Here is a 23,262-nt window from a genome sequence, read left to right on the forward strand (position 1 = left end):
TGGGCGGCAATTATACACAACCGAGATACCAACATGGCGAAAACCGCGGCGGCTTTACACATCCTGGTCAAAGAGGAAGCGCTGGCAAAAGAGATTCTGGCGAAACTGGCGAAGGGTGGCAATTTCCAGCAGCTGGCAAAGAAGCACTCAACCTGTCCTTCCGGCCGGAATGGCGGCGATCTGGGCGAGTTCCGGCAGGGACAGATGGTGCCGGCCTTTGATAAAGCGGTCTTTACCTGCCCGCTGCTGACGCCTTACGGGCCGGTAAAGACCGGCTTTGGTTATCACATTATCAAAGTACTCTATCGCAACTAGTTATTTCTTCTGCTTCATCTGCTGCAGGACGGTGCTGCACTGGTTGTCTTCGTTATCACTAGGAGAGATCAGTGCCAGCAGCGCCGCCGCCGGGCCGACTACTGCGCCCAGAGCCACTGCAGCGGCACCACGTGCCAGCAGTGGTCCCGTTTTCACGCCCGCATCAGGATTTTTAAAGGTGCCACGCACATAGAGCGGGGAGCGCAGCGTTACGATGCGGACGCCCTTACTCTCCGGATTCACCGACAGATCCAGCCGCTCACTGGCGAAGTTCGCGTTGCCTGACACATTGATAATCGCGTTCTCGGTATCAAACACAAACAGGTTAGGCGTCGCCACACCGTTCTGCAGTTTGAGATCGGTGGCGGCGCAGTTGATGCGCACCTGGTCATCGCCAAACAGTTTGCCCACCACGTAGTTACCGACGTTGAGTCCGGCAATCTCCATCAGGCTGCGGCTGATCAGACCATCATTCATCAGCAGCTTAAGTTGCCCGTTGCTGGTCGCCAGCAGATCGGCTACGGAGTTACCGGTGCCGGTAAAGCTGGCATCGCCATTGAGCTGGCCACGGCTGTTCTTCATCGCCTCCACATTCGGGAAGAGCTGACGCAGCTGCAGCTTACGGACATGAAGATCAACCCGACCACGCATCGGCGAGTGATCGCCCTCCAGCCGGATAGTGCTGTTGAGATTGCCGCCCGCCACACCAAAGCGCAGCGGGTCCAGCAGCAGATCACCGTTTTTCAGCTGTAAATGGGTATAGAGATCGCTTAACGGCAGTGAATTGCTATGTTCGATCCGTTTGCCGCTGAACTTCACGTCGGCATCCATCACGTCCCAGTTTTTGGTTTCGAATTTATCGTGTGGCAGCACGCGGTCTGCGGGCTGATTCGATTTCTCCCCGCGCCGGGCTTTGGCCTGCGCCGTTTTTTCACTACCTTTGCCAGAGTCGACGCCAATCAGCGGCCCCAGATCGGCCATGCGCAGTTGCTCAGAGGTCAGCTCGCCGCTGAGTGTCGGGCGGGGTTTAACCTGACTGTAGATCAGCGACCCATGAATATCGCTGTCGCCAATATGTCCGTTGAATTTCTCATAGCGGTAGACCGCGCCCTTTTCGCCGCTGAATTTAGCAATCAGATGGCCGTCGGTTTCATAAGGTGGCGTGTCAGGCAGCAGGACGCCGGTCAGGCCATAGAGATTGGCCAGCGTATCGCCCGAGAAGCGCAGTCGCACGTTAAGCCCGCCGAGGTTCATTGGATCCTGCAGACCGCCGGTCACCTGAACGCGGGTGGTGCCGTTGCGCAGATCGGCCTGAATCGGGAACGGGGTGTTCTGACTACGCAGTGACAGCATGCCGCCAATCTTACCGTCGCCGCTGAGTGACTCATTGTTATAAGTGCCCTTCGCCTGCCAGCCAAAGACGAAGTCGCCTGCGCCCCTCTGCTGGTCATTGCCTCCGGCAATCTGCGTATACGGCACCGGTTTACCCAGCGGATTAACCTGCACCGTGACATCTGCGCGGTTAATGGCGTCGCGATAACGAATCTGGCCCTGATCGAACAGAATATTATCCAGACGGAATGACCAGGCCGATGGCGTAGCACTCTTCTCATCCTTGCCGCTATCAGCAAGGGTAAAGGTCCAGTTGTTCTTTTTATCCGCGGTCTGGATCAGACGCGCATCCGGCCGCTGCAATTTAATCCACGGGATGAACAGTTCTTTGTGCAGCAGCGACAGCGGTGACAATGTGGCATCGACCCGCTGCAGATGTACCATGGTGACGTCGGCAATGTCAGGCGGATTCCCCAGCATGATATCTTCCGCATGGATCTGCGGCCACGGCACCCAGCGCCGCCAGCCTGCTTCGTCGCGATTTCGTGCCCAGTCGATACCCAGATCCCCGCGTATCGCAAAGGGACGGTTTAACTCGGTTGAAACTTTTTGATTGATGGTGGGCTTCAGGCGATTCCAGTCAAAGGTCGCGATGACGACGATAATCACCACGATCAACAACACCAGAATTCCTGCTACCCAGCTGACTATTTTCCCGGTACGCGACATTACGCTTTCTCCTTGCACATTCACGGTCTGCGTTAAAGATAGTCGAGACCGCGGGCAACAGCATCAGGGAAGCGGGATAGTAAGATGATTCAATTCAGAAAAAGGGGTTTCTCAGCCATTTCGTTAGCATAAGCGGTAAAAAAAAGCCGCCATTCCCGACGTTTATCCCCGAGACCAGGGCTAATGGCCACCTTTAAATGTAAATTAAAACACTGTTTTAAAACCATTGACGTCTGCCATACCAGACGCGAGACTAAGGCGATATTTCACTACAGGTCTGAAACCATGACGCAGAAAAAAATCGCCATCATCGGCGAATGCATGATTGAGCTGTCCGAAAAGGGTGAGAACATTAAACGTGGCTTTGGCGGCGATACGCTCAATACGGCCGTTTATCTCGCCCGCCAGGTTGATGAGCAGCAGTTACGGGTCGATTATGTCACTGCGCTGGGTACGGATTCGTTCAGCGATCAAATGATCGCGGCCTGGCAGCAGGAGAAGGTCAATACCGACCTGATTCAGCGGCTCGATAATAAAATGCCGGGCCTGTATTTCATTGAAACCGATGCCGACGGTGAGCGCACCTTCTGGTACTGGCGCAGTGATGCCGCCGCGCGTTACTGGCTCGACAGTCCGCAATCAGCAGAGATAGCTGAACAGCTGTCGCACTACGATTATCTCTACCTCAGCGGCATCAGCCTGGCGATTCTGACGCCTGCCAGTCGTGAAAAGCTGATGGTGCTGCTGGCGCGCTGCCGGGCTAATGGCGGCAAAGTGATTTTTGATAACAACTACCGCCCGCGTTTATGGGCCGATCGGGCCAGCACACAGGCCGCTTATCGCGCCATGCTCAACTGCACCGATATCGCCTTCCTGACACTGGACGATGAACATCTGCTCTGGGGCGAAGAGCCGCTGGATGACGTTATCGCGCGTACCCGTCAGGCGGGTGCCAGCGAAATCGTGATTAAGCGCGGTGCAGACTCCTGCCTGGTGGTCACCGGCGACGCACCGCTGATTGATGTACCTGCGGTACGTCTGGCGAAAGAGAAAGTGATCGATACCACCGCAGCCGGTGATTCGTTCAGTGCCGGTTATCTGGCTCGCCGTCTGACCGGCGCCTCTGCAGAGGTCGCCGCGCAGCGCGGACACCTGACTGCCAGCACCGTGATTCAGCATCGCGGCGCGATTATTCCGGCAGAGGCGATGCCTGACTGACAGAGCGGCAGCCAGCGTCGTTGATACAGGCACTGATCGTGCCGATGCCAGAAAATGCGCCCTCGGGCGCATTTTTTTAGGCTGCTGGTAACGTCTGGCTGCGTGACTGTAACCGATGCTATCCGTTCCCAGATGAGACTGGCACGTTAGCCCCTGCAGCGTTGCGGTGTGATCCTGACGCTAAAATCATTATGTCGCCTTAAGAACGCACAGCGTGATATCCGGTAAATTGCGGCTAATAAAGCGGGCCGTGCCAGCTATTTACCTTAAGCGGAAAAATTGTGGTTAATAACAGATCCCCTGCGGTCGCCCCCTTCAATCTATCTTATAATTTATTGATTAAAATTAATAAGTTAAACAAACAGATCCACCACCAGGCATAGTCCGAATCTGGTCAGATCCCCCCCTTTTCGGATGGACGACTGCCTGAAAAAAGACCATCTTTTAATCAAAAGACAGCAGGACGCTGTTCTCTCCGGCCGCGAACAAAACAATTAAAATATTCCCCGCATCAGGATCTATTTATGCACACAGAAATTATTAATATCTGGCCACACGGTGATGCGCCAGGCGCCAGCGATTCGCGCGCACAGCCGCAGATTGTCGACATGGCAAAAGAGTATGAGCCTTACGATCGGGCCGCTACCGGCGTACGTTGCCCGGAGATGGCGATCTGGCATCCGGTCGAATCAAACGGGATTACCCTGCTGGTCGCACCGGGCGGTGGCTATCAGCGCGTGATGATCGATCGTGAAGGCAGCGCCCTGGCGACATTCTTTACCTCAATGGGTTACACCCTGGCGGTGATGACCTATCGTCTGCCCTATGATGGACATCACGAAGGCCCCGACGCGCCGCTGGCCGATGCTCAGCGCGCGGTACGCGTCCTGCGTGAACGGGCGCAGCGCGGCCTGAATGGTAAATATATCGTCATGATGGGCTTTTCGGCGGGTGGTCACGTGGCTGCCAGTCTGGGTACGCGTTTCGCAGAGAAACTCTATCCGGTGCAGGATGGCGCAGAAAACTTCTCGCCGCGTCCGGATGCGATGGTCCTGGTCTATCCGGTAATCAGCATGCGGGACGGCATCGCCCATGAAGGAGCCAGAACCCGCCTGCTGGGTGCCTGGCCCGATCAGAAAACCATTGACGCTTATTCAATGGAAACCCGGGTTCATCCGCTGGTGCCGCCAACGCTGTTGATCCACGCAGCCGACGATGATGATGTATCAGTGAATCACAGCATGGCGTTTTTTGGCGCACTGCGTGAGCATAAGGTCCCGGCAGAGGTGCATTTCTATCAGAAAGGCGGGCACGGATTTGGGATCCGCGGCGTGGCAGATTTGCCCCTCGCCAGCTGGCCGATGTTAGTGACCGAGTGGCTCAGGGCAAAAACCTGACTTTATGCGGCTGGCGGAACGTCTTTGACGTTGCTATCCGGCGGACTGGCTTCATTGCTGGTCGCCGGTGCCGCTGGCGGTGCCATCACTTTGTCCCAGTTGTTTTGCAGGCTCTTCACGTTGGTTTCCGCTTCGCCTTCCGGCTGAATCAGTACCATCATCAGTTCCTGCGTCAGCTGCTGACGCAGCTCCTGGTTTAACTGTTCGCGGGTCAGGCCGGCCAGGAAAGTCTGACGCAGCTTCTGATACTGCTCAGGTGCGATATCAACTACGGCGTTCTGCTGGGAGCGCAGGCGCTGGCTCATCAGCACATCCGTATCGGTGCGGGCATAGGTGGTAAACAGCTTGTTCAGCTCCAGCAGCTTCTGCGCCATCAGCGCATCAAACTCCTCCTGCGGCAAGCCTTTGTCACGCACGTTTGCCAGCTCACGCGCCACCAGATTCATATTCTGCGCCAGATTTTCGTTGCGTCCATCCAGGTTGATGGAGCACTGCGCACGCTGATAAAGCACACGGCAATCAAATCCCACCTGGATGCCCTGTGCCTTGCTGTCACTGAGCGCACGCTGGACATGCCAGAACAGCGCTTCACGCGCCAGATCGCCCTGCCAGTAACGCTGCAGATTCTGGGAGTCACGAATCGGTTGCCACGGCGTATCCCATACCAGCGAGAGGCGATCCTGCGTCATGTTGCTGCTGACCAGATTTACCGGCTCGTGCGGCAGCGGCGACAGGGTGGGCAGTGGCGCAGGCGTTTCACGTTTGCCGGTTAACGCCGAGAAGGTTTTATTGATCTGCTCAGAGAGGTTGCGGCTGTCGACATTCCCCACCACGTAGAGCGTCATCGCATCCGGGGTGTACCACTGATGATAAAAATCATTGAGCTGGGTTAAATCAACCGGCGCGCGTGGTTGCGCTGCGGGGTCATGCGCCAGCAGCGCGGAGCCTTTCAGGCGGTAGCGCCACCAGACATCCTGGGTATCTTTCGGCCAGGTCGCCACCGGATCCGATGCCGCCAGCGCGGTATTAACCACCTGTTCGGTGATCGCCATATTGCCCGCCGTGGCCGCCAGCCAGTTCAGCGCTTCTTTCAGCAACTCGGGGCGGTTATTCGGCAGGCTCAGATTATATTGGGTGGAGTCATAGGAGGTGATCACAGGTGGCAGCGGATGCTGAGGATCCATCGCCTGTTGCCATAGCGCGCGCTGCTGATGGTTATCAAGCGCGGTGTTGTGCACCATCGCCAGACGCGGCAGCAGATGACTGAAGCCGGCCTGTTGCGCACTCTCTACCAGCGAGCCGGTATTCACCACCAGCCGCAGTTCAATACGGTCACTGGGGCGTTGCGGTGTGGCCAGTAACTGCCAGTTAAATCCATTATCCAGCTTGCCTTCCTGCCAGGCCGGATCCGGTTGCAGCGTTTCTGCCTGGAGACCAAAGCTGCTTGCCAGCACTAATCCACCAACCAAAAGCCGAATTCTGGTGCCCTGCATGTGAACCCCTACTCAAATAATTCAAATATCGTTATCACTGGCGCATATTGCCGCTGTTATTAACGAATCGGCTGGCGCCGAATCGCGCTGTTATCCAACAACAAAGTGTTTGACCACAGGAAGCTCAGGATGTCGCGTAACGAAGTGAAAAACGTCAAAAAAAACAAGTGGGGTTTATTATGCAAATGCCCGCTGTCAGGGCAAGCGACAGCGGGCATTTGTGGGGATTTAAGTGAAATTCAATGATTAAATTGAAGATTCAGACGCTTTATTCTCCTTATTCCGGCCTGCCAGCGTGTCGGTCAGCTGTTTATGATCCAGCTGATCGACCCACTTCGCCACCACCACAGTCGCCACACCGTTACCGATCAGGTTGGTCAGCGCACGGGCTTCGGACATAAAGCGGTCGATACCAAGAATCAGCGCCAGACCCGCCACCGGCAGATGTCCCACCGCAGAGAGCGTCGCCGCCAGCACGATAAATCCGCTCCCGGTTACCCCCGCCGCGCCTTTGGAGGAGAGCAGCAGCACCACCAGCAGCGTAATCTGATGGAAAATGTCCATGTGCGCATTGGTCGCCTGAGCGATAAATACTGCCGCCATGGTCAGGTAAATCGAGGTGCCGTCCAGGTTAAAGGAGTAACCGGTGGGGATCACCAGCCCTACCACCGATTTCTTACAGCCCAGCTTCTCCATCTTATCCAGCATGCGCGGCAGCGCAGACTCGGAAGAGGAAGTGCCCAGCACAATCAGCAGCTCTTCTTTGATATAGGCGATGAACTTAAAGATGCTGAATCCGGCGAACAGGCGTGCAATCAGCCCCAGCACGATCACCACAAACAGAATACAGGTGATGTAGAAGCAGATAATCAGCTGGCCGAGCTGCACCAGTGAGCCCACGCCATACTTGCCGATAGTGAACGCCATCGCGCCAAATGCCCCTATCGGTGCCAGACGCATGATCATGTTGATGATGCCGAAAATCACTTTTGAGAAGCTTTCAATCACGTTGAAAATCAGCGTGCCAGTGTTACCCAGACGATGCAGGGCAAAACCAAACAGAATGGCAAACAGCAGCACCTGCAGAATATTGCCGCTGGCAAAGGCGCCAATCACGCTGTTGGGGATGACATCCAGCAGGAAAGCGACGATGCCCTGCTGTTCTGCCTGCTGCGCGTAAATCGCCACGGCTTTGGCATCCAGCGTGGCAGGATCAACGTTCATCCCGGCACCTGGCTGCACCACGTTAACCACGATCAGGCCGATAATCAGCGCGATGGTGCTGACAATTTCAAAATAGAGCAGTGCAACCGCGCCGGTCCGTCCTACCGCTTTCATGCTTTCCATGCCAGCGATGCCAGTCACCACGGTACAGAAAATCACCGGGGCGATAATCATCTTGATTAACTTAACAAAGCCATCTCCCAGCGGCTTCATCTGGGTCCCTAACTCCGGGTAAAAATGGCCTAACAAAACGCCGATGCCAATCGCCATCAGCACCTGGAAATAAAGGCTTTTAAAAAGTGAGGTTTTCATAAACAGGTGTCCACTAACGCCGTGAGGTGATGTTGTCGGATTCGTTATTGTGACTGGCGGGCAACAGAGGTGGCGCCTGACAGTAACCCGAAAATAACACTCTGTTTACGTGATTAATACAGGGTGACAAACGCCCAGGAAACCCGGGGATCGTAATTCTGAACTGAAACGCTTCAGCAGGGGGGTTTTGTAACTAAAATTCTCGCAAAATCAATGAATCAGGCAATTATTGCGGTAGTGAGGAGTTTTCGATCCATGCCTGATTGAATCGGGTCAGAGGCAGCGCTTCAGCATACAGATAGCCCTGTCCGATAGAGATGCCGCGCGCCAGCAGCCAGTCACGTTGTTCCGCTGTCTCCACGCCTTCGGCAATCACCTCCAGATGGATAATCTCGGCGATGGCCGCCACGATGCAGACCATGGTGTCGTCATGCGGCAGCGCCGCCACGAAGCTGCGATCCATCTTCAGCTTGTTAACCGGCAACGCTTTCAGCTGATGGAGGTAGTTAAGGTTGGAGTAGCCCATGCCGAAATCGTCCAGAGCCACGGCCACGCCAGTCTGCTGCAACATCCGCAGCATCGATATCGCCTGTTCAGCATCATCAAGCTGAGCCGTTTCTGTCACTTCCAGCACGAAGGTGCCAGGTGCGATGCGGTGGCGCGTCAGCAGGGATTGCAGATGAGAGACCATGCCCGTGTCACGCAGTTGCACAGCGGAAATATTCACACTCAGCGGCAACATAATGCCCTGTCGCTGCCAGCCTGCCAGAATGCGGCACGCCTCTTCAAACACCCAGCGGCCAATCGCGCTAATCACGCCAATCTCTTCGGCACTGGCAATAAACTCTTCGGTCAGACCGTAGCTGCCGTCTGGCTGGCGCATACGCAGCAGCGCTTCCGCGCCGACTAACGTGCCGGTGCGCATATCGACCTGAGGTTGCAGATAGAGGGCGAACTGCTCATTGTGCAGCCCCTGCAGAATGTCATGCTCCTGGGTCAGACGTTTTTGCGCGCGCTCGGTTAACGCGGCGTCAAAGAACAGGATCTGATTTTTGCCCTGATGACGGGCCGACATCATCGCTGAGGTCGCGCGGCCAAGCAGATCACTGGCGCTCAGCGGCTGATCATCGCGCAGCGCCAGACCAATGCTGACGTTAGGACGCAGCTGCAGCTGATAAAGGTTGACCGGCTGATTAAGGCGAATCATCAGGTTACGGGCCAGACGCAGGGCGCGGAACGGATTGCTGGCACGCTTCATTAACAGAACAAAGTCGCTGGTCCCGGTCTGCGCCAGCAGAGTATGGTCATCCAGCGTATTACGGATCTTCTCCACCAGCGTCAGCATCAGCGTATCGCGCTGCTCATCGCTCAATACGCCGTTGGCTTCCTGCAGGGTTTCAATGCGGATCACCATCAGCCCCAGCGGCTGTTCCGGGCTGCTCATGAACTGCTCGACCAGCGCCAGAAACAGGGTACGGTTGGGCAGATCGGTCACGGGAAAATGGGTGGTCAGCCGGCTCATCTCATCATGTATCGACTCCAGCACCTGCTGATTGCGGTTGTAGCTGCGGATCAGCATGCCGATTTCATCATCGCGGTGGCTCTGCGGCAGTGACAGCTTATGCGTCAGAATCGACTGCGGCGGCAGCTCCTGCAGCTCCCGCGAGAGATTGCGCAGCGGATGCACCACCAGCCGGTTGATACACCAGCTGATCGCCACTGACAGGATCAGTGCCAGCAGCAGATAGGTAATAATCATGGTCGAGAGCGTGCTGAGAATAAACTGGTAGACGCGCGTCGAGTTAGCCTGCAGCACCAGATAGGCCAGCGGTTTCGGCATCCCGGTATTTTCCACTGAGTAGAGCGGCAGGGTAATCTGCACCGGCAGCTCAAACAGTCGCGCCACCAGACGCGGCACCGGTTTCTCCGTTTCGAAGTCGGCATGCAGAGCCTGAAACGCATTCGGCAGCACCACATCGGCGCGCGATAAAATACCGGCAGGTTTCAGTGAATGGAGAATGCGTTCGGCCTGAGAAATATCGGCGCGCAGTACCGCTTCCGACAGCGGCTGGCGGACGGTGTGTGCGATATTCTCCATCTGCTGGGCGTAGTCAATCCTGCGCTGCTGCACAAAATGAAACAGTTGGATGACGATAAAGATGCTGATGGTGATAACCGCAACCAGCGAAACTGTCGCCATCTGCTTTATCGTAAGTGACCGGCTTACGCGCAAAAATATTCTCCTGACGATGAAAAAAGCCCAGATAGCAGACAGTACAATGCCCGCCAGTATATCCCATAAACTGACTTTTTTTACCGTCTGAAAAGTCCGGCTTTTTCCCGGCCGGGATTATTTGAAATCTGCGTAAGGGGTCAGCGGCTGTGGCGGCATATCCAGATCCCCTTCCCAGCCTGCGGCAGAGTAACGCACGTAGATAAGCCCGTGACTTGGGGTATAGTCTTTCGCCTGTTGAATATCGACGCCCACCCCGATAAACCAGTCGGGCGTGATACGACGTTCAACCACGCCCTGCAGCGTATACCCCGTGCCGCTACCGGTGCTGCTGGCGGAAACGGGATTGCTGGCCAGGGTAAAGCCGGGATTGACCGGATAGCGCTGCTGCGCATCGGTTTTCGAATGTGACCAGGAAACCGAGCCGCCCAGGTCGAACGACCAGTTTTCTGTCCGCTGTCGCCAGGTGACCGGCACGGAAAAGGAGAGATACTGCTGCGGACTGTAGTAGCCACCCTGACCGAAGGTGTAATCGCTGAGATCCTTCTGATAGTGCCAGAGCATGCTGTTCAGCCCGACGGTGGCACGGCGATTATCGCTATTAATGAGCTTGTAGTAGTAGCCGGCCATTAAGCGCTCGCGACTGTTATCCGCAACGTTTTTACCGGTGATCTGATGCGCGCTGATGTCGCCCCAGACACCGTGTGCGCCGCCCTGATCGTAACTCAGCCCGATGCTGCCACCCGTTGCCACTACGCCGCCCCAGCTTTTTCCACCGTTGGCTGATGGATCGCGCGCGCCCGCGTAGGAAAGCAGCGAACTGGCGATCGGCCGTCGCGAGGCGGTCAGCGTCACGCCAAGATCCCTGACGTCAGTTTTCCAGCTCAGGCCGCCGGTCCAGTTGGTCACCTCAAAGCCCAGCGGCGTGGTACCCAGATCCGCTGACCAGCGGTCATTATGCCAGCCGACGCCCAGCGCAGTGCCCTCGGCGCGCTGACTGGCATCGCGGCTGCATCCGCCGGAACTGGCGTCGTCGCAGCTACCAAACTGCTCGTCGAAGCTGCCGTTGCGGGTGGTAAAACTTCCTGCCGAGACGTCCACCTGGTCGAGACGGAAAAAGCCGCGTCCGTCGGCAAACGGACTTTCCGCCTGCAGCATGGTGGTATGGGCAGTAAAGTCGGAGACCCCAGCCGTACCCTTATTACGTGAATAGTCCTGCTGCACCGTCAGCGTGGTCTCACGCTGACGATAGAGATCTGCGGTGTCGCTGCGAATACTGCGCTTCAGCCAGTCATCCTGTTCCTGAGAACGTGTCGCGCGGCTGATACTTTCGCCGCTGCCGATACCGCTGGCCGTCATCGCCTGACGATAATCCGCCAGCGCGATCTCTGGCTGCTGCTGTGCGCGCTCCAGCCGTGCCGCATCACGAAACACCAGTGCCTTATCCTGCGAAGGCGGCAGTGACGCAGCGCGCTGCTTCAGGCTGGCAAAGCGCACGGCAGCCTGCGTGGTTTCGCCCACCGCCTGCCATGCCAGCGCGGCGCGGCGATCGGCATTAAGAGTGTTGGGCTGGGCTGGCTGCTGCTCAAGTGCCTGTCGTGCTTCGCTGTTGCGCTGGAGGGCAACCAGCGCTTCGATTCGTCCCAGCGCTGCGTCGCTGTTGTCAGCTTCACCTGACAGCACCTGCTGATAGATCTCCAGTGCCTGCTGCGCGTCCCCGCGAGCCAGCGCCCAGTCGGCCAGCGTCAGGTCGCGTCGGCTGGAAACCGGCTGCTGGTAAAGCAGCGTCACCGCTGCCCGCTCCTGCCCTGCCGCACGAAGCGCTTCGGCGCTGGCAAAAATTTTATCCTGCCCGAGCCGGTCAGCCAGCTCATGCATATTGCTGTTCCACTGCGTTTCAGGCAGGCGATGCAGCGTTGCCAGTGCGGCGTCATCATTATCCCGGCTGGAAAGGTAGAGCGCGGCGGCGTAGAGCGCGGTCGCATCTCCGGGATGCTGCTGTTGCAGCGTCGCGATCTGCGCATCCGCCTGTTGGATGGCCCCACCGTCGCGTAGCGCGCTCGCCAGCCGATAACTGAGCCAGACGTCATCCGGCTGCAGCGCCAGCGCCGCCCGATACTTCTCTGCCGCCTGCGGCCATTTATTCTGCCGGGCGAGCGCATCGGCCTCGGCGCGCAGGCTGTCACTGCGCAGCGCGCGCAACGTTCCCGCCATCTCGCGCTGCTGCCCGGCGGGTAGCGTACTGATAAACTGCATGACGCGGGCAGGCGACTCGGCCTGATAAAGCCCGGCCAGGCGACGTACGGTGGTGGTGTTGGTCGCGTCCAGCCGCAGCGCATGCTGCCAGAACAGTTCGGCACCTGCCGCATCTTTGCGCGCCATCGCCACATCGCCCAGGCCAATCAGGGCATAGCTGTCGGTGCTATCAATTTTCTGTGCGGCGCGGTAGGCGCGTTCGGCTCCCTCAACGTCATGCTGCGCCAGCGCCTTGTCGCCCTGTTCGACCGCCAGCCAGTAACGGTTAGTCTGCAGCAGTGACTGCCATTTGCCGATCAGCGTGCTCTGCTTGCCCGCCTCAACGGCGCGTTCCAGCCAGAGCACCGCCGCGTCACGATGGCCGGCGCGTGCCTGAGTCTGCCCCATTGCACCCATCAATTCGGCGTCGTTGGGGTTATCCTTCAGTGCCCGGCTAAGCGCTGCCATCGCATTATTCACATCGCCCGCCTCGACCAGCGCCAGGCCACGCATCCGCTCGCGATAGGCGGGATCGGCGAGCTGCGCCTGCTGCTTCGCCAGCACTTCCGCGCCCTGCTGGTGCGCGTCGCCGTCGGTAAAAACAGCCAGATAATCCTTTAACTGCGCCACGCTGCTGTCGCTGACCGGCTGATCGTTGATCTGCTGCAGCCAGAGATCGGCGGCGGCGGCGCGTCCGCCGTTGCTGTTTGCCAGCTTTTTCAACTGCGCTATCGCCTGCTCCGGCTGCTGTTGATCAAATGCCATGCGTGCAATTTGCAGTTCAATCCCGATATTGCCCGGGTAGCGCTGCTCCAGCGCCTGCAGCTGCTGGTAAGCGACGCTCTCCTGACCGGGAGTGCGTGCCAGCAGCCGCCAGTATTCCAGCGCCGTGTTCGCATCCGGAAAAACCCCTCCGAACAGCGCATCGTAAGCACTTTTCGCCTCCGACAGGCGCCCCGAGGTGGCGAGCAGGCGCGCCTGCTGCAACTGCTGACGCCCATCCGACGACATCAGCGTCAGGCCGACGGCGGATTCACGCGTCGCGGCGGAGTCGGGCGCAACCTTTTTTCAGCTGCTCCAGCAGCATCTGCGCTTTAGGGATATCGCCCTGACGCAGCGCCAGCCGCAGGCGAGCCGCCAGCACCTGCGGATTATCGGGATCGATCTTCTCAAGCCGGTAGAGCGATTGCTGCACCAGATCATATTTGTTGGTCGACTCGCCGGTGCGTACCTGTGACAGCAACCATTCAACCGGCGACACCTCCGATCCGTCGACCGGTGCAGCCAGCCCCGGCAGCGCACTCAGTGCGCCGAGCAGCATGCCTGCCCGCAGCACCTGTGCGTTATTCATCTTCATCCAGTAAACGACGACGGGTAATAATTCGCATCAGACGCCAGGTCATCAGCGCAAACAGCACCACTACAAAGAGTGCGCAGAGTGCCAGCCAGAAGGGATGGACGGAGAGTAGCGACCAGAGACGCTCCCACCACGGCAGATGACCAACGTAGTAGCTCTCTCCCACGCGCAGACTGTTAACCCCTGACTCGCGGATCACCACGGTGGAGCCAGACATCGTGCCACGCTTGCCGCTGTCACCCATCGCCTCGTTGAGCAACTGCCAGCTGCGCGGCGTGCCATCGGCGAGCAACGCGACAACGCTGCGCTGATCGTAAAAAGGTGACTGGAAGCCAATCACCGTTGCCAGCGGGCCGCGGGAGCTGATAGTCGTCGTGCTTTCTGCCGCCTGCTCGCGCTGACTTTGCGGGTTCACTTCCGGAGTGATTTGTCGCACAGGCTCTTTCAGCCAGCTGGCGGTGGCGTCGACCAGCGCCGGGATCCGCTGGTCATCCTGAAGATCTTTGGGGATGACACCGATCATCAGCAGATCCACATCCTGCTTCTTCGCCGTGGCCCAGTCATCGGTCAACTGAACGCGCAGCGCCGGATAGCCGGTTTGCGCACCCATATTGCCCAACGTGTTCAGCAGCGTGCTGACCTGCTCTGCATCGGGTTTTGGCGGCATCAGTACCAGGGTTTGCGCCAGATCGGCGTAGCGGCTGAACGGAAAGCCCGCATTCGCCCAGGCGCGCAGCGACGGCATTTCGATGTAGTGGCGATAGCCGGAAAAATCGATGCTGGAATTGTCGTCCACCACCACATGATGCGTTATCGGCGTTACAGTTTCGCAGCGTCCATCCGCGTTGCCGCTGATGGTGATGTTGGCGTAATCAAAATCGAAGCGCAGCTGATTCACCACCCCGAGGCGCAGCGCCGGAATCAGCAGCTCATGGCTCTTGTCCAGCATTCCCTGAATCAGTGGAATATGCAGCAGCTGCTGACCCGTCGTATTTTTAGGCGGCAGCGGATAATCCTGAATGAACTGATTATTCAGGTTGACCGCCAGCCGTGAGCCATCCGACTGGAAAGGCGCGGTATAGCGATAGCTCAGATCCATGTCGATACCGCGCGCGCGAACCAGGAAGAGATCGGGCGGCAGATTGAGGGTCAGGCTGACGGGATTAGGCTGCACCCCATCAGACTGCAACTGATTCTCATATTGCGTCAGTTCGGCGAAAGTGGTGCGGCGATCGGTCCGCACCCAGTTAGGGGCGTCATAAGCCTGGCGCGGGGAGAGCAGCTTAACGCTGTCGATGGTTGAGGTATCGCCGCGCAGCAGCAGCTCACCCTGGGCGATACCCTGAACCGCCGTCAGCAGGTCCTCATTGTTGCGTCCCAGAATCAGCAGCATTTTTTCATACGGATTATCGGGCTGGCTGACAATCTCTACTGTGGGTTTTGTCACCGGCGGCAGATCTTTCAGGAAATCCGGGCGCGCTTCGTTGGTGGCAAACACCACCGCATGCTGCTGTTGCGGCAGCTGGTTATACAGCACCGGGAAACGCTGCCCGCGCCAGCCCGTTTTGCTGCCAAACCAGGAAGCAAGAATGGCGGCAGCCCGCTGCTGCGTGACATCCGGCTGGGCGCTGAACACCATCGGCAGGGTCAGCGGTCGCGTATCCCGCGAATCAAAAAAGGGTTCCGGGAAGTGGGAGAGGTCATTTTTCAGCGGCAGTTTTTGCAGCGTCAGATCGATGCCGCTCTGTTTGCCGATATCCAGCCAGATTGCGCTATTGGCAGGATTTTCACAGACGTTGGCGTAGTGGCCCACCAGCTCGAAACGCACGCGGTTAAAGTCGGCAATGTAACGCGGATCGATCGACAGCTGCGTCTGGATCTCTTTACCCAGCTGTTCCGGCGTCAGAGTGATCAGACCGACCAGCTCATCATTGAGATAAATCTTCAGCTGCGACAGCGTCGGCAGCAGTGCGGGCGAAGGCCGAAAGCTGAGGTTCAGCAACGCGCGCGTCACCACCTCATCGCTGCGCACACCGAACTCAATCTGTCCGGTAGTGCGGGTGCCACGCAGCGTCATGCTGCCAGGCGGCGGTGCCAGCTGGGCAAAGCTCAGCTGGCTGTTCCGCAGCGGTGCGCCGTTATCCTGCGGTAAAAATTGCACAGGTGTTACACCATTGATGTTTGCGGGCGCGTCCTCCTGCGCGGCGGCACAGCTTAACGTTGCACTGCCCAGAAGCAGAGCGGCAAACCACCTGTTTACTCTCGGTATCGTCATATCATCAACTCAATGCGTTTTTTGAAGCTGGCACACGTCCGATGCCTTGCGGCAACAGCGAAGCCAGCCAGCTCACCCCAACGGTAAGCAGGTTAAACAGCCGACGTAACTGCGGCGGGCCATATTCCGCCAGGCGCAGGTAACCTTTGAAACCGAGGATCATGATATCGGCGAGGCTCTGGACCGGTTTATCTTCCGGAAAACCGTCCTGCCACAGCGCCCAGGTATCGGCGCGGGCGAAGGTACACTGGATAAATTCAATATGCTGCTGAGTGGTCAGTTGATGGAGACGCACGCCAGCCCGGTGGCCAAAGACACGCTGCACCTGGCACGGGAAGCTGAACTCCTGCTGTCCACGACGCAGCAGCAGCCACACTTTTTCATTCTCCCGCAGCGCATCCGGCTCGCGCATCTCCAGCCCGACGCCGCCGTCAGAGTAGTCACGCAGCGTACAGGGCAGCATATGACCATCTTCGCGTGCAATGGCGGCCGGCATGGCGATCTCCACCCGGTGCGCCTCACGGATCTGCCGTGCTTCAACCGAAACCGCTACCGCACCGCCAAGAATAATCATGTTGTAGAGCACCCAAATCAGGCTCACCCATACCGTCAGTACCTCATTGGCCGGACCGTGCTGCATGCGCCAGAACGCCATCAAAACCCCTGCGAGGTTGAGCAGCACCAGCAGCATATAGGGCTTGGTTATCACCCAGTCCAGATGCTCCTCCTCCACCAGCCCGCCTTTTGCGGTGACGTTAAACTTCCCTTTATGAGGATTGAACAGCGCCACAGTGGTAGGCCGGGCGATATACCAGGCCAGCACCGTCTCGTAGACCTCGCTCCAGAAAGAGTGTCGCCAGCGTCCCTGAATACGCGAGTTGGTGAGGCTGGTATGCAGCATATGGGGCAAAACATAAATGGCGATCGCCAGCGCAGGCGCGTAGATGATGTAGGCATGACAGAGCAGAAACGCCAGCGGCGCCAGCAGGAAGACCAGCCGCGGAATGCCAGAGAGAAAGTGCAGCATGGCGTTGGCATAACAGAGCCGCTGTACCCACTTCAGCCCCTTACCAAACAGCGGATTATCAAGGCGGAAGATCTGCACCATACCGCGTGCCCAGCGGATGCGCTGTCCGATATGCGCTGACAGACTTTCGGTCGCCAGTCCGGCCGCCTGAGGAATGCGGATGTAGGCCGAGGTGTAGCCGCGCCGGTGCAGCCGCAGCGAGGTATGGGCATCTTCGGTAACGGTTTCCACCGCAATACCGCCAATTTCATCCAGCGCGCTGCGGCGCAGCACGGCGCAGGAGCCGCAGAAAAAGGTGGCATCCCAGGTATCATTACCGTCCTGCACCAGCCCATAAAAGAGCGAACCCTCATTGGGCGTACGACGAAACCGCCCGAGATTGCGCTCAAACGGATCAGGCGAGAAGAAGTGATGCGGCGTCTGCATCATCGCCAGCCGGGGATCTTTAATAAACCAGCCCATGGTCATCTGCAAAAAGGCGCGCGTCGGCACATGGTCACAGTCGAAAATCACCACAAATTCGCTGCGGCAGTACTTTTTCAGCGCGTGATTAATATTGCCGGCCTTGGCGTGCTCATGGGTGGGACGGACGACATAGTTGATACCCACGCTGGCGGCAAAGTCGCGGAATTCCGGCCGGTCGCCGTCGTCGAGCAGATAGATATTCAGGCGGTCTTTCGGCCAGTCGATGCCCATGGCAGCGTAGATGGTGGGTCTGACCACGCTGAGCGGTTCGTTGTAGGTTGGCACCAGCAGATCGATGCCTGGCCACTGATCCCGATCGACAGGCATCGACACTGGCTGACGGTTAAGCGGCCAGAGCGTCTGAAAATAGCCCAGCACCAGCACCACCCAGGCGTAGGTCTCTGCCGCAATAAGCAGCAGACCAAACACCAGACTCAGCGGATCGTCCCAGTTCAGCGTCGAGGTATAGCGCCACCAGAGGTAGCGGCACGATACGGTCAGCGACAGCACAATCAGCATCATGGTCGGGAAACGCCCCGGGATGCGTCGTACCAGCATCGCCAGACTCCAGAGCAGTACCACAAAGATAAACTGCGTCATCAGTCCAAACGGCTGGCTGATACAGAGCAGCGCCAGCAACGTGGCAAACAGGGCAGTGACGGCGAAGAGGCTGCGTCGCACCAGCGGCGACAGCCGCTTCAGCCAGTGTTCGATGCGCACATCAATTCCCTGGGTCTGTGAGTGGGCAACGGCCTTGTCCAGCCAGCGGTAGCCATGGTGGCGCCAGCCAGACAGCGCACCGAGGCCACACAAACCGCCACGAGCGCGATCGCTCTGCGGCAGGATCACCAAAAGCCACAGCGTCTGGATCAGATAACGCAGGATATCCAGCGGTCGCGGCCGCTCCGGCGAAATGTGCGGATAGAGCCGGCGGCGCTGCTGAATAATCCGCTGCCAGCCCGGCGTTTCGAAGCGAAGCAGCATCAGGCCCAGCACCGACCAGAACAGATGGAGCGCACTGGCGAAGCGGGACGCGCCATTGCCTCGCGCTGTGGTATAGCCCCTGTGCAGCGATTGCCAGGCGGGCGCTGTTAACAGCCAGCACAACGGATTCAAGAGCTCACTCCATTCAGATTGAGCAGCAGCCAGCTTGCCAGCGTGATGATCTCTTCACTGACCAACGCATGTGGCCGGTATTTACCGACCGGCTGCTTCATCATCAGCGCTTCTGCCAGCGCCTCATCCCGGTGGATCAGCAGCGGTATCAGCGGATTCAGCGAGGCCATCCAGAGCTGATGCAGATCCTGCTGCAGACGACTGTTGGCATTAAACTGATTGATAATAAACCGGGTGCGCGCCGGAAACTGGCGCTGGCTAAGCCGTAAATGGCAATTCGCGTCTGGCTGAGTGACGCACAACAGGCTGTCCAGCGTCGGATAGAGCGTTTCATGCCAGGGCAGGGTATCGGCAGGCAGATCGAAAATAATCCACTGATAGCGCGCCCGCAGGTCCGGTAATGCCTGGAGCAGCGGCGCGGCGATCGCCTCATTCTGTCTGGCAATAGTCAAAGCATGCTGATGGGACAGCACCCCGTGAGGCAGCAAATCAGGACCATCGGGATAGCGAAGCCCGCTGTGCTGCCAGTCACCGCCCTCACACAGTGCTTTCATCCAGCCATTATCCTGCTGAGCGGGCAGATTAAAATGCACGCCGAGCTGGCTGACCGGGGAGCCATCGATCAACAATACTCGTTCGCCGAGTGCCGCCAGCGCCCAGCCTAATCCGGCACAAAGAGAAGTCGTGCCGACGCCGCCCCGTACGCCCTGAAGCGCGATCTGCGGCATCAGCGATCGGTCTCAGACTGGCTGGCAAGGGTTTCCGCTAACAGCGGCCAGCGCGACACGATCGCTTTCAGACGCTCTTCCCGCGCAATGTCGACATAGCGGAAAGAGTGCAAAGAAAACGCATCACGTAACGCACTAATATCATCCTGACGATCGCCATCAGCGGCAACAGGGTTATAGAGATTGTGGTTTTTCATTACTGTTCGCCAAAAATAAAACAACGTCACACTCAGGATGACCGACTGCGCGTACGCGTAAAGGAAAGTTGAAAAATATTTCCAGAAACGCGGCAATTGCAGAACAATGTGAGCCGGCCTGTGATTAGCAATGTTTAAATTTCTCAGGTTACATCCCGGCCTGTCTATAATAAGCTAGCCTGGACTGGAAAAATAACGAATTCAATATGAAAAATTCTTTTTCGCTGGGGCTGTTGCATGTTCAGCCTGAATTAACGGCATTGCAAACGCCTGGCTGTTATTGGGTGACCTGTGCGCGGCAGGATGACGCCCGCACTTTTATTCGACAGGTAATTTCACATCAGCAGGCCGTAACGCTGATCAGCGCTGACCAGCCGCCGCGTGATTTGCTGACGCCCGACCCACCTGGCGGACCCGATCGTATTCCGCTGTTTTCTCTTTCCAAAAGCAAAGGCAGTTTGTTGCAGCTGGAAAGTGATTTTCTGCGCACGCTCGGCAGTAAAAATGGGTTGGTGATATTTAATAGCAGCGCAGCGCAATGGGATAAGCTTGATGACGCAGAATTATCCCGCTGGATAAAGGGCATGCGTCAGACGCTGCATAAAAGAAAGCTCACCCTTTTAATCGTGACCTCCGGCACCACAATAATAAATCTGAGTAATCATCTTCAGCGTTATTTTCGTCAGCTGGATGGCGTTGCGCATTTGAGCTTTCAGCAGGATAGCTGGCAGTATCGAATTAACTGGTGGTATGCCGCGGAACGCCTGCTTGCCGATCGGGCAATACGTCTGGGCTGTGAAAATGAGCGATTTTTTACCTTAAATGAAAAGCAGGAACCACTGAGCCTCAACGATGAGCAGCATTATCTTGCGGACAACATCGTGCTCGAGGGCGCGCCGCCGCTTTCACGCCAGTGGCAACTGTTCGAGGATAATGAGCAGGTCTGGTTGCGGGCGCAGCAGGCCAATGCCGCAACGGTGATTTTCAGCCTGACCCGCAGCGAATATATCAACGAACTGGCGAAGATGGTGCACAGCCTGCGTCGTACACGCGGCAACGGATTGAAAATTGTGGTGCGCGAGATGGGTGCCAGCCTGCGTTATAGCGACGAACGTCTGCTGCTGGCCTGCGGTGTAAACGCCATCGTCCAGACCAACGCCACACTGTCGCGCTTTCTGACCACGCTGGAGGGCCTTCAGGGACAGGTGTTTAACCGTCGCGTTCCCGCCAGTCTTGAGGCGTTAACCGCTTCGTTGCAGCCTCTGCATGAGAAAGGCTACCTGCGTCTCGATGCCTTCTGTCAGTCAGTCGGCCAGTTGATCAGCAATACCCTGCTGCCGGAAAATGATAAGGGCCTGCTGGTCGCGTTGCGGCCTGTGCCACAGCTTAAGCCTCAGCAAATCCTGACGCTCTGTAAACCGCGCCGCTTTGGCGACCTGGTCACGGTACTGGAAGATCGTGTCATCCTTTTCCTCTCTTCCTGCCGCTATAACGACCTTGATAAGGCATTGAAATATATCTTTTCTCTGCCTCACGACGAGCTGTTTGCTAACCGGATGGTCTGGTTTGAAGATAATCAGATCCTCGCGGAAGTCAGCAATATTAAGAAACTGACGCCGATGGCAATTCAGGATCTGGCTCCGGTATCAGAGACGGCCCGCGCCGCCGTTGAGAGCCGGCCTGAAACACATGAACGCTCTGCACCGCAGCCCATCACTTTACTGCCGGAGAACAAAGCCTGATGAATCTGATGGACTGGGTACAAATTGCGCTACTTATTCTGGTTATCTTGCTGTTTTTAAAGCCATTATATCAAAAATGGCTACCCCGTCGCTGGAACGGCATCATGAATCGTTTGTTGCCAGCGCGCGCGCTTAAATCGGAAGGTCACTGGCAGCGTCAATCCTCTGAAACGGATAGAAAAAATTAATGAATACTGATCAACCCGCGGCGGCCTCCTCTTCCCGCTTCTGGTCCTCCTGGCGCGGACTGGGCGGCTGGAATTTCTACTTTTTACTGAAGTTCGGCCTGCTGTGGTATGGCTATCTCAATTTTCACGCCCTGAGCAATCTGGTGTTTCTCGCCTGGCTGCTTTTTCCGTTACCCTCGGCGCGCCTGCATCGCATCCGCCAGTTGATCTCGATTCCGGTTGGCATCGCGCTGTTCTGGCACGACACCTGGCTGCCAGGGCTCAGCAGCATACTCAGCCAGGGCGATCAGCTGGCGGGCTTCTCTGCGGCCTATCTGCTCGACCTGGCCGATCGCTTTATTAACTGGCAAATGGTGGGGGCCGCCTTTGTGCTGCTGGTTCTCTATCTGTTTGTTTCACAATGGGTTCGCATCACAGTGCTGGTTTCACTGATGCTGATCTGGCTTAACGTGCTGACGATTGCTGGCCCGGCGATGTCGCTGCTGCCGACCCGGACGGCCACGCCACAGGTCGTATTGAATCAGACACCCAGCGGCGGCCAGCCAGCCGCCACGCCGGATGGACTGGAGCAGTCTGCGCCGCCGACCAGCGCGAATCTCACCGCCTGGCTGAACCGCTTTCATGAAAGTGAACGCCAGCGCGTGACGCATTTTCCCGACAATCTGCCTGCCGATTCGCAGCCTTTCGACATCCTGGTGATCAATATCTGTTCGCTCGCCTGGTCTGATATGGATGCTTCTCAGCTGCGTAACCATCCGCTGTGGCAGCATTTCGACATCATGCTGAGCAATTACAACGCCGCAACCAGCTACAGCGGACCGGCGGGTATCCGACTGCTGCGTGCCAGTTGTGGCCAGACCTCGCATAGCGATCTCTATAAACCTGCCGATCCGCGTTGCTATCTGTTCGACAATCTGGCGAAGCTGGGCTTTAAAGAGCAGTTGATGATGGATCACACTGGGGTATTCGGTAACTACCTGAAGGAGGTGCGCGAGGGCGGCGATATTCAGGCACCGCTGATGTCACAGGCGGGTATCGCACCAGAACTGACATCATTCGACGGCTCGCCGGTATTCAACGATGCGCAACTGATGCAGCGCTGGCTGGACGACCGCAGCAAAAGCAGCGATGCACGCAGCGCCACCTTCTACAATCTGATCCCGCTGCACGACGGCACCCGTGAACTCGGCAGCACCAAAACGGCACCGTGGAAACCGCGCGCGCAACTACTATTCGATCAGCTTGATGCCTTTATGACGCAGCTGGAGAAGTCGGGCCGCCGCGTCATGGTACTGGTAGTGCCCGAGCACGGTGCCGCGCTGCAGGGAGACAAAATGCAGATGTCCGGCCTGCGCGATATTCCCAGCCCGGATATTACTCACGTACCGGTGGGCATTAAGTTCGTCGGAATGAAGGCGCCGCATCAGGCTCAGCCATTGAACATTGATGCGCCGACCAGCCTGCTGGCCTTGTCAGAGATTGTGTCGCGCGTCGTAGATGGGCAGGTATTTAATGCCCCGAATGTGAATATGTCGGTGCTGACTGACAAGCTGCCGCAGACGCCGGTGGTGTCGGAAAATGACGGTGCAGTGGTGATAATGTATCAGGGCAAACCCTGGATCAGGCTGAACGGCGGCGACTGGGTCGCCTATCCGCAGTAACGCGTAACCGCCGGGTTG

Annotated in this window: 14 protein-coding genes and 1 pseudogene; 6 read left to right on the forward strand and 9 right to left on the reverse strand. The window is 57.5% G+C overall.

The window, feature by feature from the left end; all coding sequences use genetic code 11:
- Positions 1 to 33: 33 nt before the first annotated feature.
- Positions 34 to 315 carry a peptidylprolyl isomerase PpiC gene (ppiC, locus tag JNO11_RS18935; protein ID WP_010257386.1) on the forward strand — a complete coding sequence of 94 codons (282 nt, stop codon included), beginning with the start codon at positions 34 to 36 and terminating at the stop codon, positions 313 to 315.
- On the opposite strand, the gene JNO11_RS18940 is transcribed toward ppiC, so the two are convergent.
- Positions 316 to 2,376 (reverse strand): AsmA family protein, encoded by a 2,061-nt coding sequence (locus JNO11_RS18940; protein WP_325177590.1) that lies wholly within the window; start codon positions 2,374 to 2,376, stop codon positions 316 to 318. It abuts the gene before it with no gap.
- A 285-nt stretch (positions 2,377 to 2,661) separates the two neighbouring features.
- On the opposite strand from JNO11_RS18940, the gene JNO11_RS18945 reads away from it, so the two are divergent.
- The gene (locus JNO11_RS18945; RefSeq protein ID WP_325177591.1) at positions 2,662 to 3,594 is read left to right on the forward strand and encodes a sugar kinase; all 933 of its coding nucleotides are present in this window, start codon (positions 2,662 to 2,664) and stop codon (positions 3,592 to 3,594) included.
- Between the two features lie 524 nt (positions 3,595 to 4,118).
- Positions 4,119 to 4,991: an alpha/beta hydrolase gene (locus JNO11_RS18950; RefSeq protein WP_010671660.1), complete on the forward strand. Its 873-nt coding sequence runs from the start codon at positions 4,119 to 4,121 to the stop codon at positions 4,989 to 4,991.
- A 2-nt stretch (positions 4,992 to 4,993) separates the two neighbouring features.
- Here the strand turns inward: JNO11_RS18950 and JNO11_RS18955 are convergent, their stop codons facing one another.
- The 8 genes and pseudogenes from JNO11_RS18955 to bcsR all read right to left on the reverse strand — a co-directional run bounded on the left by JNO11_RS18955 (position 4,994) and on the right by bcsR (position 19,653).
- Positions 4,994 to 6,484 carry a pitrilysin family protein gene (locus JNO11_RS18955; RefSeq protein WP_010257399.1) on the reverse strand — a complete coding sequence of 497 codons (1,491 nt, stop codon included), beginning with the start codon at positions 6,482 to 6,484 and terminating at the stop codon, positions 4,994 to 4,996.
- Between the two features lie 246 nt (positions 6,485 to 6,730).
- Complete coding sequence (locus JNO11_RS18960) at positions 6,731 to 8,020, reverse strand: dicarboxylate/amino acid:cation symporter (protein WP_010257403.1); 1,290 nt, start codon at positions 8,018 to 8,020, stop codon at positions 6,731 to 6,733.
- A 226-nt stretch (positions 8,021 to 8,246) separates the two neighbouring features.
- Positions 8,247 to 10,253 carry a biofilm formation regulator HmsP gene (gene hmsP / locus JNO11_RS18965; RefSeq protein WP_325177592.1) on the reverse strand — a complete coding sequence of 669 codons (2,007 nt, stop codon included), beginning with the start codon at positions 10,251 to 10,253 and terminating at the stop codon, positions 8,247 to 8,249.
- 117 nt (positions 10,254 to 10,370) lie between these two features.
- Positions 10,371 to 13,839: pseudogene (gene bcsC / locus JNO11_RS18970) on the reverse strand (cellulose synthase complex outer membrane protein BcsC).
- Positions 13,832 to 16,120 (reverse strand): cellulose biosynthesis cyclic di-GMP-binding regulatory protein BcsB, encoded by a 2,289-nt coding sequence (gene bcsB, locus JNO11_RS18975; RefSeq protein WP_325177593.1) that lies wholly within the window; start codon positions 16,118 to 16,120, stop codon positions 13,832 to 13,834. The pseudogene bcsC and the gene bcsB overlap by 8 nt, the downstream one beginning before the upstream one ends.
- Positions 16,121 to 16,124: 4 nt before the next feature.
- Positions 16,125 to 18,728 carry a UDP-forming cellulose synthase catalytic subunit gene (gene bcsA / locus JNO11_RS18980; protein WP_325177594.1) on the reverse strand — a complete coding sequence of 868 codons (2,604 nt, stop codon included), beginning with the start codon at positions 18,726 to 18,728 and terminating at the stop codon, positions 16,125 to 16,127.
- The gene (bcsQ, locus tag JNO11_RS18985; RefSeq protein WP_187508279.1) at positions 18,725 to 19,456 is read right to left on the reverse strand and encodes a cellulose biosynthesis protein BcsQ; all 732 of its coding nucleotides are present in this window, start codon (positions 19,454 to 19,456) and stop codon (positions 18,725 to 18,727) included. Before bcsQ ends, bcsA begins: the two co-directional genes overlap by 4 nt.
- Positions 19,456 to 19,653, reverse strand: coding sequence for a cellulose biosynthesis protein BcsR (gene bcsR / locus JNO11_RS18990; protein ID WP_010257416.1), 198 nt, complete (start codon positions 19,651 to 19,653; stop codon positions 19,456 to 19,458). Before bcsR ends, bcsQ begins: the two co-directional genes overlap by 1 nt.
- A 206-nt stretch (positions 19,654 to 19,859) precedes the next feature.
- On the opposite strand from bcsR, the gene bcsE reads away from it, so the two are divergent.
- Genes bcsE through bcsG form a run of 3 tightly spaced genes read left to right on the forward strand, consistent with a single transcriptional unit; the run spans position 19,860 to position 23,244 of the window.
- Positions 19,860 to 21,395, forward strand: a complete 1,536-nt coding sequence (gene bcsE / locus JNO11_RS18995; protein WP_325177595.1) for a cellulose biosynthesis protein BcsE — start codon at positions 19,860 to 19,862, stop codon at positions 21,393 to 21,395.
- Positions 21,395 to 21,583 carry a cellulose biosynthesis protein BcsF gene (gene bcsF / locus JNO11_RS19000; protein WP_010257418.1) on the forward strand — a complete coding sequence of 63 codons (189 nt, stop codon included), beginning with the start codon at positions 21,395 to 21,397 and terminating at the stop codon, positions 21,581 to 21,583. The genes bcsE and bcsF overlap by 1 nt, the downstream gene beginning before the upstream one ends.
- On the forward strand, positions 21,583 to 23,244 hold the full coding sequence (gene bcsG / locus JNO11_RS19005) for a cellulose biosynthesis protein BcsG (protein WP_031590333.1): 1,662 nt from the start codon (positions 21,583 to 21,585) through the stop codon (positions 23,242 to 23,244). The genes bcsF and bcsG overlap by 1 nt, the downstream gene beginning before the upstream one ends.
- Positions 23,245 to 23,262 lie beyond the last annotated feature (18 nt).

Source organism: Pantoea sp. 1B4 (assembly GCF_016925765.1).
Lineage (GTDB): Bacteria > Pseudomonadota > Gammaproteobacteria > Enterobacterales > Enterobacteriaceae > Pantoea > Pantoea agglomerans.

What these genes read in the sequence shown, in the direction of transcription:
- ppiC (WP_010257386.1), top strand. Translation starts at nt 34, where the DNA reads ATGGCGAAAACCGCGGCGGCTTTACACATCCTGGTCAAAGAGGAAGCG.
- JNO11_RS18940 (WP_325177590.1), bottom strand. Translation starts at nt 2,376, where the DNA reads ATGTCGCGTACCGGGAAAATAGTCAGCTGGGTAGCAGGAATTCTGGTG.
- JNO11_RS18945 (WP_325177591.1), top strand. Translation starts at nt 2,662, where the DNA reads ATGACGCAGAAAAAAATCGCCATCATCGGCGAATGCATGATTGAGCTG.
- JNO11_RS18950 (WP_010671660.1), top strand. Translation starts at nt 4,119, where the DNA reads ATGCACACAGAAATTATTAATATCTGGCCACACGGTGATGCGCCAGGC.
- JNO11_RS18955 (WP_010257399.1), bottom strand. Translation starts at nt 6,484, where the DNA reads ATGCAGGGCACCAGAATTCGGCTTTTGGTTGGTGGATTAGTGCTGGCA.
- JNO11_RS18960 (WP_010257403.1), bottom strand. Translation starts at nt 8,020, where the DNA reads ATGAAAACCTCACTTTTTAAAAGCCTTTATTTCCAGGTGCTGATGGCG.
- bcsB (WP_325177593.1), bottom strand. Translation starts at nt 16,120, where the DNA reads ATGACGATACCGAGAGTAAACAGGTGGTTTGCCGCTCTGCTTCTGGGC.
- bcsQ (WP_187508279.1), bottom strand. Translation starts at nt 19,456, where the DNA reads ATGCCGCAGATCGCGCTTCAGGGCGTACGGGGCGGCGTCGGCACGACT.
- bcsR (WP_010257416.1), bottom strand. Translation starts at nt 19,653, where the DNA reads ATGAAAAACCACAATCTCTATAACCCTGTTGCCGCTGATGGCGATCGT.
- bcsE (WP_325177595.1), top strand. Translation starts at nt 19,860, where the DNA reads ATGAAAAATTCTTTTTCGCTGGGGCTGTTGCATGTTCAGCCTGAATTA.
- bcsF (WP_010257418.1), top strand. Translation starts at nt 21,395, where the DNA reads ATGAATCTGATGGACTGGGTACAAATTGCGCTACTTATTCTGGTTATC.
- bcsG (WP_031590333.1), top strand. Translation starts at nt 21,583, where the DNA reads ATGAATACTGATCAACCCGCGGCGGCCTCCTCTTCCCGCTTCTGGTCC.